The following is a 12,470-nucleotide window of genomic DNA, read 5'->3' on the forward strand; positions in this document are numbered from 1 at the left end:
TTACTTTAATTCCCAAAACCAGATTTCCTTACAGTAAGGAAAACAATCGGAGTTACATATAAACGAATTATTACTTAGGGGCTCGATGAGGTCGATATGACCTCCACCGTAACCATCGATTTTATTAAAGAAAACTACACCTTTTCTGCCGAGCATTGACCGTGCACCAGCCTGACGATCGGTATAGATTTCTGCTTTCCCAAAAACGTGAGATTTAAAGAGCTGATCGGCGAGCAATTTTGCACCCGGCTCAATTGTTTTTCCCTTATAGGGCCCTGACTTGATGGGGAGACGCCCAGTAAATTCAACATTACATTTCAACAAAGCCAAACTCATCCTGACCGCACACGTATTTTCGTATGCAGGTTGCTGTTTGATAATCGTTGAATAGTCGTAGCCAATTTCTGCGAAAAGCTGTTCGCCAGAGGTAAAGCCCGCACGAGCTTGATTTGAAGAGTAATGTTGACGTTTCAGCTGTTCGTATAATGGTCTCATTTATTACTCTCCTTTTTTGCAAGGGCGTAATTCTTTCATGCCATCGGTGATAATTTTCGACGCGCGCTCTTCTTTTTGCTCTGCAGTCAATTTAGCGAAACGCGGGTAAAGAAACTCATGAAGGGTATTGGGTAAAAAAGGCTTTCCTTTGCACCAGACGGTTCCCTCGGAGGCATCCACAACCCCCAGAAGATACATATTTGCCTTAATGCGTTCACGTTCATTGGTTTTTGAAAGCCAGGCATTAGCAAACCGCTCTGCGGTAAGGTTTAAATCATACCCGGTTAATAGAGCCGGATCGCGCAGCATGTTTGATGTGTCATCCTGCGGCAATGCTTCCGCTTGAGGATAAGTATATTTTTCTGTTTGCGCACTTGCCAGTACTGAAACTGCCAGCAAACTGGTAGCGATTAATAGATTTTTTATCACCGGATATCCTTATTCACTGACAGTTATTAACTGAAATATGGCTTTTGGCTAACCGGCCCCATCGGGCCGGTAACCATCATCACGCGTCTTTCGTCTTCAGCGACGGCAGCTTAGATACCAGACGCAGAGAAACGGTCAGACCTTCCAGCTGGTAGTGCGGACGCAGGAAGAACTTCGCGGCGTAGTAGCCCGGGTTGTCTTCAATCTCCTGCACCTGCACTTCCGCAGCCGCCAGCGGTTTGCGGGACTTGGTTTCCTGGGAGGAGTTAGCCGGGTCACCGTCCACGTAGTTCATCACCCAGTCGTTCAGCCAGCGCTCCATCTCTTCGCGCTCGCGGAAGGAGCCGATTTTGTCGCGCACGATGCACTTCAGGTAGTGGGCAAAGCGGCAGCAGGCGAACAGGTACGGCAGACGAGAGGCCAGACGCGCGTTGGCGGTGGCATCCGGGTCGTGGTACTCGGCCGGTTTCTGCAGAGACTGCGCGCCGATGAAGGCGGCAAAGTCGGAGTTTTTACGGTGAACCAGCGGCATAAAGCCGTTTTTCGCCAGCTCGGCTTCACGACGATCGCTGATGGCGATCTCGGTCGGGCACTTCATGTCCACGCCGCCGTCATCACTCGGGAAGGTGTGGCACGGCAGGTTTTCCACCGCCCCGCCGGACTCCACGCCACGAATCGAGGTGCACCAGCCGTACTCTTTGAAGGAGCGGTTGATGTTAGCCGCCATCGCATAGGCGGCGTTCGCCCAGGAGTAGCTGTTGTGGTTCGCGCCGTCGGTTTGCTCTTCAAAGTCAAAGCTGTCGACCGGGTTGGTGCGAATGCCGTACGGCAGGCGCGACAGGAAGCGCGGCATCACCAGGCCCAGATAGCGGGCATCTTCGGATTCACGCAGTGAACGCCAGGCCGCGTATTCGGTGTTCTGGAAGATCTTGGTCAGGTCGCGCGGGTTAGCCAGCTCCTGCCAGGACTCCATCTGCATCACGCCCGGTGCAGTACCGGTGATAAACGGACAGTGCGCCGCAGAGCCGATGCGCGCCATTTCGCCCAGCAGCTCCACGTCCTGCGGGCTGTGGTCGAAGTAGTAGTCGCCCACGATGCAGCCAAACGGCTCACCGCCGAACTGACCGTACTCCTGCTCGTAGATTTTCTTGAAGATCGGGCTCTGGTCCCAGCCCACGCCCTTGAAGCGCTTCAGGGTGCGGCCCAGCTCCTGCTTGGAGATGCTCATAAAGCGGATCTTCAGCATCTCGTCAGTTTCAGTGTTGTTCACCAGATAGCTCAGGCCGCGCCAGGCGCTCTCCAGCTTCTGAAACTCTTCGTGGTGAATGATCTGGTTCACCTGCTGCGACAGCTGCTCGTCGATACCGGCAATCAGGTTCTGAATGGTGCGATAGGTGTCGTTCGAGAAGGTAACGGTATTTTCCAGCGCCTGCTGCGCCAGGGTTTTGACCGCGCTTTCTACGGCGGAACGGGCCTGATCGGTTTTCGGGCGGAACTCTTTGTTCAGCAGCGCGCTGAACTCATCCTGGCTGAACGCCTGCCCCGCCTGCTGCTCGTGTTGTTGAGTCTGGTTGCTCATCGATTATTCCTCGCTACCTTTCGCGCTTTCGTCATTTTTCGGCAACTGGCTCAGGGATTTGAGCAGCGTCGGATCCTGCAGAATTTTAGCGATCAGCTCTTCCGCACCGTTTTTGCCGTCCATGTAGGTCAGCAGGTTAGAGAGCTGGGTACGCGCTTCCAGCAGCTTGTTCAGCGGCTCTACCTTGCGGGCCACCGCATCCGGCAGGAAGTCGTCCATGCTGTCGAAGGTCAGATCCACGTTGAGCTTACCTTCGCCAGTCAGGGTGTTATCCACCTGGAACGCCACGCGCGGCTTCAGCGCCTTCATGCGTTCGTCAAAGTTGTCGATGTCGATTTCGAGGAATTTACGCTCGTCGACGGCCGGCAGATTTTCAACCGGTTTGCCGACCAGATCGGCCATGACGCCCATCACAAACGGCAGCTGAATCTTACGTTCTGCACCGTAGATCTCTACGTCGTACTCGATCTGCACGCGGGGGGCACGGTTACGTGCGATGAATTTCTGCCCACTGTTACTCATTGCCATGATGTTCTCCATCAAAGATGCGCGGTGAAGGTGAAACGGCAGGCTCCATGCCTGTCGTCATAATGCCTGGACGCGTTATTCGCGGCGTCCAAAGATGTTTTCCAGTTGGTTAACGCCGTCTGGCGCCAGGTCGCGAATAATGTCCATGAAGTTAAGTTCTGACAGCCGCTGCACCCGTTCAATCATCAGCGGTGCGGGGTGGCTCGGTTCGTACTGCGCAAAATACTGCTTCGCTTTTTCCAGCATCAGCTGCGCGTCGGCGCGGCTGGTGACCTGCACGCTGCGCCAGTCGGTCACCTGCTGAATCGGCTGCGTTGCCGCCGATTGCTGTTCAGCCTGTGGCTCTGCCTGCGCTTCACGGTTCGGCAGCAGCTTGCTGATGTCGGTCACCTGACACGCGCTGGCGACCAGCCCCACGGTTTTCAGCAACTGCTCCATCTCCGGCACGCCGCTTTCACCGAGATGCCCGGTGAGCAGCTCACGGATGGCAAGCAGCCGTTCGTTAATGACGATAACCGCTGCGGTTCCCGGCTGGTCGCCGCGGGCCAGCTCGTCAATCAGCCGCGGACGGCCGCCGGGATAGTCCGGACATTCCGTCTTGCTGCCGTCCAGCAGCGCCTGGGCGTCACGCAGCGAAATTTCATCGCCGTTAGAACGCAGCAGCGAGGCGTTGCGTACCGCGACGGTGAGGTCGGATTTATCGCTCAGCCCGGCCAGGGCGTTAATGCGGTAGAACGGGTCGGTTTCGCCATACTCTTCAAGCAGCGGGTAGAGCGGCTCCCAGTAGCGCGCGATCGCCTCCTGCACCAACAATAATCCGTCCGCGTAGCCCGCAAGCCCGCGGCGGCGGGTCCAGGCATGGGTTAACGCCAGCATCACGCGAAGATCTTTGGTGCGGGTCAGCAGGCTGGTGGCGAATTTTTCAACCGTGTTCCAGTCAGCGGGCTCTGCCGGGATAATGGTGTCGCCAAACTGCTGTTCCGCTTTCCCAAGACTTGCCTGATTCATGATCTGGAAGTCGGCGTCGTACTCCAGGTTTTCGCCGCAGGGCTTTTCAGGGCTTATTGGCGCGAGAAATTCTTCGATATTCATGAGATCCCTGCTTATTCAAACATGGGCGGATAGAGACCGTGACGCCCCGGACGGGCGCCCCCTGCCGGGTCGAACAGCAGGGTGAAAAGCTGCCCGGTAAAATTACCGCTGTGAACGTGGGTGTAGAGCGGGTAACCGTCGCAGCGGTTGGTCCACCAGTAGCTGGTCTGACGCAGCGGGTCAAAACACTCTGCCGCCTGCGGCCAGCCCAGCGTGCTCTGGCCATCCTCGTCATAGCCAATGACGTCAAGGATGTCGGAACGCTTTTGCGGCTCGACGGGCTGCGGCGCCGGAATGGACATCAGCATCTCATCCAGCTGCGAGGCGGAAAAGCTGTTGCGCACCGCGTGCAGCCCCAGACGGCCAATCTGCTGATACCAGCTCTCCGCCTGGCTGAGCAGGCTGGTCGACCACTCTGACGGGGCAAAGCTCAGCTGAATGCAAACCGGGTACTGTCGGCCAACGCTGTCGCGGCCGGGCAGCAGGCAGCCCATCTGGATCATCTGGCTGCCCAGCATCGGCGGGACGACGAAATTCCAGACCGGTGCTTTGGTGAACTGGCGTTCGCCACCGCGCTGCTCTTCCTGCTGCCAGGCGAGCAGGCCAACCTGAAACCAGTGCGACCACTGGCGCTGTAAGGTGTCAGGAAAGCGACGCTGCAGGAAATCTCCGGCGCTGGGTAATTTGCCATACCAGCTGTAGCGGTTCATCGCAGGGGTATTCGTCATACGGCTGTCCTTGCGGTTATGGGCATGAGAAACGGGGAAGCTGGAACGGGTTGCGAATGCTGTTTGGCGCAAACTCCAGTGTGACCTGATGTCCGTCGACGTTGAAGGTGGCCTGACGGCTCAGGCTACCCGCGCCAGGGCTGGTGCTCGCTTTGTCGAAAAAGCGGTTGAGCGCCCAGGAACCGTTGGTTACCAGCGTCGCCGTGCTGCCGTTAGCCAGCCCCAGCTGCATGCGTACCTGATTGGTGCCGCCCGGCCCCGGCCAGTTCATGATCTGCACGGCCTGCGGGCCGTGGCTGTAGCGCAGGAGCTGGCCGTCGACGTCCAGCGTCAGGTTCAGAATGGTGTTATCCATTCTCACGGTGCGTACCGTTACCTTGAAAGATGGCGTGGTGGCGCCGTTAGCAAAGAAAGCGTCGCGAATCGACTGGGCCTGCTGGAACGGTCTCAACAGCCCTTCGCTGCCCGGCAGGGTTTTACCGTCGATGCCCGGCATAAAGCGCCAGTTTGCCTGCGTGGTATCGACTTTGCTGGTCAGGTTGTCGCGAAAGAAGGTATCCATCAGCCCGGTACCGGGGGCAAACATGCGGGCAAGATCGTCCGGGGTGACCTCGGTGCTGGCGCTGCGCACCAGCGGGTAGCGGCCGGCGATTGCCTGACGGCAGAACCCGCCGACTTCAACGTTAATCCGCTTACGCACGTTTTCCAGGTCGCGGCGCTGGGTATCGCTGCTGGCCCCCACCGCCATGTTGCTGAACATGGTTTGCAGTCCGCCCGGCAAACGACCGGCGCTGGCCTGCAGACGGCTGATCGCCTCACCGCCGGGTGCTGGCATACCGCTGTTGGCCGCATCCTGAACCGCGGTCAGGTAACGATAAAGCTCATCCACCTGCTTGAGAAAATCATCAAATACAATCGTCTTCCCGCCTTTCTCCAGCGGCTGCGCCAGCTCAATCATCGGCGCATAGTGGTCGGTCACCAGCTGCTCCGGCGCCTGAGTAATCGCGGCGGCCTGCGTCGGGGCATTGTCATTATTGCTGAACAGCGCTTCCAGCGTGCGGGTGGCGCGGTTGCTCTGCGCCTGCGCTTTACCGGCATCTTCCGGCGCCGGGGTATCGCGGGATAGCGTCAGCACCTGGCTCAGGTTCTGGACCAGACGACGCAGGGGCGAGTTTGCGCCAGAGAGCAGGCGCGCGGTGTTGATGCGCTGGGAGAGATCGGCGCTGTTATTAAGCTGAATGTCGGCGAGAAAGCGATCCCAGTTCGCGATAAAGTCGCGCATGTAGAGCTGGCGCACGGCGTTATCGATCTGCTGTTTATCTTCCTGCGCGGTTGCGGCGCCCAGCACCCAGGCGTCGTCCTCATGCAGGGCGGTGGTTACGCTGTCAATCTGGCTGTTAAAGCTTTTCCAGTAACCGTCCGGCGTATAGAGCCCCGGCACGCCTTCGCTTACCGGCTTGCCGCTTTTGCGGGAAAACACCAGCTCGCTCTGCGGGCCGCCCAGATCGGAAAGGGAGACCGGCTTGATGTTTTCGTCATGTTCCAGCAGGCGCTTCAGGCGACCGTAGACGCGGGTTGAAAGTGGCTGCTGGTTGATCAAAGCCCTTTCGCGTGCCACCAGGGATTCGTCCTGAGCGTACGGCGAGGCCTGAATTTTCGGCTCCAGCAGCTGGGTGAGATGCCATTCGAGCTGCTGCAGCTGCGCCTTCGTGACGTTTTGCGGCAGGTTACGCTGCAGGTTGAGCATCACCCACGAATGCAGGAATTTGCCGTCGTAGTGTTTCGGCTGATACAGCATCTGATAGGCTTTCAGCGCCTCGTAGCTGTACTCCACGTCGCTGCCGTTGTCGTTGCGCAGCCAGGTGGTGATGTGCATTGCAACGGCGGGCAACAGCAGCTGATCCAGCGCTTTCTGGTACAGGGACTGAGAGGCATCGCTGACGTCATCCCCACGGTAAAGCCCCATGCGGCGGGAGACTGGCGGATCGTTGACATCAAACGCGTCGCTTTTCGGCAGGTCCACCAGGCCATTCAGCAGCGGGAGCAGATCGAACAGGTCACGCTGCGGCTGGTTCTGCAACGCTTTGCTCTGCTGGTCCAGCAGCGGCACCTTCGCATCCACCTCTTCCAGATAGGCCTTGTTTTTTGCATAGCTGGTCAGCCACAGCCCGCCGAGGATCGCCAGCAGGGCCAGCAGCGCCGCGTAGCCGGACCAGATCACTGCCCGGTTGCGCAGTTCCCACCAGCGGTTTTCGCCGGCAATCCCGGCTTCCTGGAAGATGACGTTTTGCAGCAGGTTCTTGATGAAGAAGCTCTGGCCCTTCGCGCCGGGGATAGGCGCTTCTTTGCTTACCGAATCCCAGTTATCGTTCTCTCCCCCTTCCGGCAGGGAGAGCGCGCGGTTCAGTTCGCCCATTACGCGGTCGAACGGCATGCCTTCCTGGGTACCGCTGGCGAAGTAGATCCCGCGCGGCGAGAACTCGGTTTCGAAGTTGGAGCGGGCGAAGACCGTGCTGAGGTAATCCGCCAGCAGTGGACGCAGCGCGGCGAACTCCTGTGGGAAGAGATACGCTTCGGCACGGGTTTTCGCATCATGCTCTTTGAGCATGGTTTCCGGCAGCCCGGCATCAAGGCGCTGCTGCAGCAGAGAAAACTCCTGCTGGAAGTTACCCATCAGGTCGTAATCGGCGTGTTTGGTTTGCTCCCACGGCAGCGTGAAGCCCCAGATCTGGTCTCGCTGCGCTTTGTCGTAGTCGGCAAACCACGCGCGGAAGCCTTTGAGCAGGTCGGCCTTGGTCACCATCACGTACACCGGGAAACGGATACCCAGCTGCTCATGCAGTTCAGAAAGGCGCTGGCGCAGGTTCACCGCCTGCTGGCGGGACGCCTCGGCGGACTGGGTCAGCAGGTCCGAAATACTGATCGTGACGATGACGCCGTTGATCGGCTGGCGGCGACGGTACTTGCGCAGTAGCCCCATGAACTGCAGCCATTCACCGGCGTCCTGCACCTGTTCGCTTTCCTGAGTGGTATAGCGACCCGCGGTATCCAGCAGCACGGCCTCGTTGGTGAACCACCAGTCGCAGTTGCGCGTGCCGCCGATGCCCCGCAGCGCGGTTTTACCGAAGCGGTCGGCCAGCGGGAACTGCAGCCCGGAATTAACCAGCGCCGTGGTTTTACCGGAACCCGGCGCGCCGATAATGACGTACCACGGCAGCTGGTAGAGATATTGCGTGCTGAAGCGCTGCGTCCACTGGGCACCCTGTCCCGCTTTGCTGAAGTGCGCTTTTTTCAGCATCTGCGCGGCTTCATCAAAACGGCTGGCGAGGATCTGCTCCTCGCTGTTCAGGCGCTGCTGCGGATCCGCCGCCTCCGGGCTGGTGGTGTTCTCGTTGAGCTTGTCCATCAGCTTGCGGTTCAGCCAGGCGTTATAAAGACGCGGCAGAATATGGCCCTGAGCCCACAGCAGGTAGACCACGGCAATACTGATGATGCGGTTCTGCTCGGATTCGAGCGGTCGGGTGTCCACGATGGACAACAGCGGACCTATCATCCAGATCACCGCCGCCAGCGCCGTGACGCCGAGGAAGCTCCACAGAATGCGGTTAGTCAGTATGGAAAGAAGAGTCGTCAGCATTCCTTAGTTTCCTTGCGGCAATCCGTTCAGCTCGGCCTGAGTGTTTTCAGGCGACACCAGCAGAGTAATTTCCACACGGCGGTTACGGGCGCGGTTTTCCGGGGTCGTGTTCGGCGCCACCGGGTTAATCTCGCCCCGCCCTTCCGCCTTCACGCGGCCAGGCTGAGAGAGGCTTCCCTGCAGCATTTTCTGTACGGAGCGCGCGCGTTCCAGTGAGAGCTCGTAGTTAGAGGCAAAGCGTGCGCTGCGGATCGGCACGTTATCGCTGTAGCCCACCACCAGAATTTTGCCGCTGACGTTATTCATCGCCTGCGCAATGCGGTTGATGACCGGTTCATAGCGGTCGCGCACGACGGTAGAGGCGGAGGCAAACAGCCCGTCGCCCTTCAGGATCACGACGCTGCGATCCGCTTCGTCTTTCACCGCCACCAGGCCCGCCTCAATTTCAGGCTTCAGGAAGCCGCGCAGGTTCAGCACAGCGGGCAGCTGACGCGCCGGCTGCTGGATGGTGGTTTCCGGCAACTGGGACTGGTAAATCTTCGCCAGCACCGGGTTGGTGCTGTCGCCAAGACGCCAGTTAAGCACGATATAAAACAGGCAGGCGATAAACCCGGCCAGCGCCACGCAGGCCCACAGGGGAACCATCGGCCGCCACAGCTTGCGCAGCACCGGACGATCTTCCGGATGAGGAGAAAGCGGCGGCGGATAGCTGCCGCGTACGCCTCGGATCATTTGCCACAGCCGCTGCTTGATGGTTTCAAGCTGGGTGCGACCATTGTCCAGCACCCGGTAGCGCCCCTCGAAGCCCAGCAGCAGACAGTAGTTGATCATCTCCAGCAGCAGAATATGCTCGCGCGGGTTCTGCGACAGGCGCGCCAGCAGTTGGAAGAACTTTTCGCCGCCCCAGGTTTCGTTATGGAACGTCACCAGCAGGCCATTGCTGGACCAAACGCCGCTGCTGCCCCAGGGGGTAAGCGCGGCGGCCTCGTCCAGCGCCGTACACAGGCAGTAGCGCGCCCCGACGATCACTTCGTAGGGCAGCCCCGCCTGCTGGCAGCGGACTTCAAAACGGCGAATCTCATCGATCAGGCGCTGACGTAACGCCACCTGATCGTCATGTGATACCGAATGACGGATCTGCGGAATCGCGTTGAGCAGCGGATTGGCGGCCGCCACCAGCTGATTGTTGCTACTGGCTCCGGTAAACGCGGCATCACTGCCGCTATCCTGTCGTTCCTGCATATTAAGCGCTCGCTTTATTATTCTGTCGGGCTACGGATGGCCCAAAACTCCATATCCAGCCCCGGGAACTCCCCTGCAAGGTGCAGGGCGAATGCGCCGGACTTATCCATCTCGTGCCACAGCTCGCTGCCCTTCTCCAGCTCAAAGTAACTGTAGCCGGCATGCCACGGGATCTGCGGTGGCGCGACCGGCATGGCGCGCAGCATAATGCCCGGCAGCTGTAGCTGAACCAGATCGCGAATTTTCGAGACCGGTGCGACCTTCATCTGCGCCGGGAAATGAGTCTGCAGGTGTTCGCCCGGCACGTTGGCTTTTACCGCCAGCACGAAGCCAAACTCACGCACCATGCTGGTTTCAGGCACCGTGGCAATGTTCAGGCCATGGGAGCGCTCGTTAAGCGGCAGCTGAATCGCGTGGTCTTCCATTACCAGCGACAGCCCCTGACGCAGCATCAGCATCAGCTTGCTGAAGCAGTTCGCCAGATCGTCGTGATCGTAAATCGGCAGCACGCTCTCGGTTGTACGCTGCGACGTCCAGGTGGCGAGCTCGGTGGCAAACGGCAGCCAGCTGCGCCAGAGCGTTTCCGGGTGCAGCAGCGGCAGCGTTTTCAAATGTGAAACCTCGCCCAGATGACGGTTCACCAGCGACAGCAGCGTAAATTCAATCAGTTCAGAGGTGTTAAAGCGGCCAGGCTGGCGCAGGCGGCCGCCAATCTGCTGGCTGCGCTGCACCAGCAAACCGTGCAGATCGTTAATCATGCTGTAGATCTGCGGGCTGTTGTTGGCGTTCAGCATCGGCGGGATGTAGCTATTATCGAGCCGCACGTGGTTGTCGTTGCGTTTTTCAGTCACAAACGCCACGCCGATGGTGGTCCATTCTGCCGTGAGGTCTTTTTCCAGCATCAGGGTCAGACGCAGGCGGCCAAACTGTACGGTAGCATCCCCTACCGACATGGCGTTATCGTCTTCCACCTCCTGCTCAAACGCGACGAAGCGTGCCAGCGAGGCCGGCTCTTCGCTGAAAATCACCTCTTCCCGCTCGCCACGACGAACCGGCAGCGCAAGCACCACCTTTTCGTTGGTGAGGTTGTCAGGAATTTTTAGCGGCGCGGGACCGTTGCGTCCGTTGCGCACCTGGAAAAAGGTGCCGTCCGGCAGTAACCCGCTGCAGTAGCTCAGGGCAATGCAGCCCTGGCGAAGCATTGCTTCGTCCAGCTCTACGTCGAGAAAGCCCCAGAGATAAGAACGCTGCAGCGCACCCCACTCACGAACATGGTTGAGCAGATAACTTTCAGTCCGCTGAAAATGGTGTGGACGCAGGAACATGCCTTCGGTCCAGACGACCTTTTCTGCTTTGGTCATGATGATGTGTTTCCTGTTGTGAAGCGCGTTACTGGCTGATGACCCGAATGCCGTTTACGTCGAGAAAAACGTTGGCCTGGAGTTCATCCGCGGACCATTTCCAGAACTGGTAGATATGATTTTCGCCTGGCACAGGCAGCGGGAGTGAAACGCGCCATTTTTTACCGTCCAGCTTCTGATATTCCGCCATCACGCCGATATAGCGCGCCTCGGGATCGCTCTGACCGCTGAGGGTTTTGGACAGCTGTCCCGGCATCAGGAAGAAAACATCGCTGTTCAGCAGATTCGCGCCAAGCGTTGCTGACGCGTTGTTCTGCAGGGAATAGAAGTCGCTGGACATGAAATCCGCATCGGATTTCAACAACAGCACCCGGACTTTAAGTGGCGCAGAATCATTGATTTGTGGATGAGCCTGAAACTGCAGGTTGTAGCGGGAAGGGTCGCTGTGTGAAGACGACGTACAACCACTGACAAGGGCGAAAAACGCCGCGTAAAAGACTAACCACAGCCGATGAAACTTTTTATTATTCATAAAAATACGCCCACGAAAGCCGTTTAGTTCAGGATCCAGGTACCGTTAGCGCTGTCTTTGCAGGCTTTGCTGTTGCCATCCACATCGACGCAGGTCGCCTTTTTACGCGCCTTAGGACGAATGGCCTGTTTACGAACGGTCGCTTCGTACTGGTCGGCTTTGATAACGGCACGCATCGGGACGTAGCCAATCAGTTGGTCGTTCCCCTCATCGGCGAGCGCCATCCAGTAGTGTTCAACCTGCCCCAGCACCACATAAGTTTTGCCGGTATCCAGCGTACGGATAACCTTTCCGCCAAAATCAGGACGGCTCATCAGGGAGGCCGGGTACATGGCGCGATAAGGCTCGTTAAGCGGGGTGAATTCCGTTGGCGGCACCACGGCGTGACGGTGAGTCAGGGTGACGCCGTTGACCTGGCTGGTCACAATCGTGTCGTCGGTGATTGCCGGTTTCTGTGGCGCTTTACAGCCCGCCACCGCCATTACAAACAGAAGTGAAAACAGTACGCGCATTTTCATATGCTTTTCCGTAGCGATATTTTGATGATGGAGATAAGGGGATGAAATTTGACTTAGGTGCTATTGTTAAAATAGTCAGGATAATTTCGGGGTGTTACTAATTTTAAGGCATAGCTACCGCACGAGCCCTTCAGAATAAGGCCCAGCGTCTTCCTGACATATTTTGACAAACGGTAAACAAGTTTACATGAGCTTGCCTGCAATTCAATATTTCCTGCCTGACAAGTGGTGCTTAAAGAAGCACATGAATGATTATAGGATTAATCTGAGAAAAAAATATGATTTAAGCGCGACCCTCTATTTCACCTGCCAGACAACAAGTTATCCAA

At 57.9% G+C, this 12,470-nt stretch carries 11 protein-coding genes; all 11 read right to left on the bottom strand.

What is annotated here, in order from left to right; genetic code table 11:
* Nucleotides 1-495: a hypothetical protein gene (locus tag HBM95_13240; protein ID NIH43892.1), complete on the bottom strand. Its 495-nt coding sequence runs from the start codon at nt 493-495 to the stop codon at nt 1-3.
* 3 nt (nt 496-498) lie between these two features.
* Nucleotides 499-924, bottom strand: a complete 426-nt coding sequence (locus HBM95_13245) for a hypothetical protein (GenBank protein ID NIH43893.1) — start codon at nt 922-924, stop codon at nt 499-501.
* Nucleotides 925-1,003: 79 nt separating this feature from the next.
* Complete coding sequence (gene tssC / locus HBM95_13250) at nt 1,004-2,503, bottom strand: type VI secretion system contractile sheath large subunit (GenBank protein ID NIH43894.1); 1,500 nt, start codon at nt 2,501-2,503, stop codon at nt 1,004-1,006.
* A 3-nt stretch (nt 2,504-2,506) separates the two neighbouring features.
* Entirely contained in the window at nt 2,507-3,031 is a 525-nt protein-coding gene (gene tssB, locus HBM95_13255; GenBank protein ID NIH43895.1) for a type VI secretion system contractile sheath small subunit, read from the bottom strand.
* Nucleotides 3,032-3,106: 75 nt separating this feature from the next.
* Entirely contained in the window at nt 3,107-4,123 is a 1,017-nt protein-coding gene (tssA, locus tag HBM95_13260; protein ID NIH43896.1) for a type VI secretion system protein TssA, read from the bottom strand.
* Between the two features lie 11 nt (nt 4,124-4,134).
* Nucleotides 4,135-4,851: a type VI secretion system-associated protein TagF gene (gene tagF / locus HBM95_13265; GenBank protein NIH43897.1), complete on the bottom strand. Its 717-nt coding sequence runs from the start codon at nt 4,849-4,851 to the stop codon at nt 4,135-4,137.
* A gap of 16 nt (nt 4,852-4,867) precedes the next feature.
* Nucleotides 4,868-8,488 (bottom strand): type VI secretion system membrane subunit TssM, encoded by a 3,621-nt coding sequence (tssM, locus tag HBM95_13270; protein NIH43898.1) that lies wholly within the window; start codon nt 8,486-8,488, stop codon nt 4,868-4,870.
* Nucleotides 8,489-8,491: 3 nt separating this feature from the next.
* Complete coding sequence (locus HBM95_13275) at nt 8,492-9,730, bottom strand: DotU family type VI secretion system protein (GenBank protein NIH43899.1); 1,239 nt, start codon at nt 9,728-9,730, stop codon at nt 8,492-8,494.
* A gap of 17 nt (nt 9,731-9,747) precedes the next feature.
* Entirely contained in the window at nt 9,748-11,091 is a 1,344-nt protein-coding gene (gene tssK / locus HBM95_13280; GenBank protein NIH43900.1) for a type VI secretion system baseplate subunit TssK, read from the bottom strand.
* 28 nt (nt 11,092-11,119) lie between these two features.
* On the bottom strand, nt 11,120-11,623 hold the full coding sequence (gene tssJ / locus HBM95_13285; protein ID NIH43901.1) for a type VI secretion system lipoprotein TssJ: 504 nt from the start codon (nt 11,621-11,623) through the stop codon (nt 11,120-11,122).
* A gap of 23 nt (nt 11,624-11,646) precedes the next feature.
* On the bottom strand, nt 11,647-12,141 hold the full coding sequence (locus HBM95_13290; protein ID NIH43902.1) for an SH3 domain-containing protein: 495 nt from the start codon (nt 12,139-12,141) through the stop codon (nt 11,647-11,649).
* Nucleotides 12,142-12,470 lie beyond the last annotated feature (329 nt).

This window comes from Enterobacter asburiae, assembly GCA_011754535.1.
Classification (GTDB): Bacteria; Pseudomonadota; Gammaproteobacteria; order Enterobacterales; family Enterobacteriaceae; genus Enterobacter; species Enterobacter cloacae_N.

Coding starts and splice junctions, on each gene's coding strand:
- HBM95_13240 (NIH43892.1), bottom strand. CDS start 495: ATGAGACCATTATACGAACAGCTGAAACGTCAACATTACTCTTCAAAT.
- tssC (NIH43894.1), bottom strand. CDS start 2,503: ATGAGCAACCAGACTCAACAACACGAGCAGCAGGCGGGGCAGGCGTTC.
- tssB (NIH43895.1), bottom strand. CDS start 3,031: ATGGCAATGAGTAACAGTGGGCAGAAATTCATCGCACGTAACCGTGCC.
- tssA (NIH43896.1), bottom strand. CDS start 4,123: ATGAATATCGAAGAATTTCTCGCGCCAATAAGCCCTGAAAAGCCCTGC.
- tagF (NIH43897.1), bottom strand. CDS start 4,851: ATGACGAATACCCCTGCGATGAACCGCTACAGCTGGTATGGCAAATTA.
- tssM (NIH43898.1), bottom strand. CDS start 8,488: ATGCTGACGACTCTTCTTTCCATACTGACTAACCGCATTCTGTGGAGC.
- HBM95_13275 (NIH43899.1), bottom strand. CDS start 9,730: ATGCAGGAACGACAGGATAGCGGCAGTGATGCCGCGTTTACCGGAGCC.
- tssK (NIH43900.1), bottom strand. CDS start 11,091: ATGACCAAAGCAGAAAAGGTCGTCTGGACCGAAGGCATGTTCCTGCGT.
- tssJ (NIH43901.1), bottom strand. CDS start 11,623: ATGAATAATAAAAAGTTTCATCGGCTGTGGTTAGTCTTTTACGCGGCG.
- HBM95_13290 (NIH43902.1), bottom strand. CDS start 12,141: ATGAAAATGCGCGTACTGTTTTCACTTCTGTTTGTAATGGCGGTGGCG.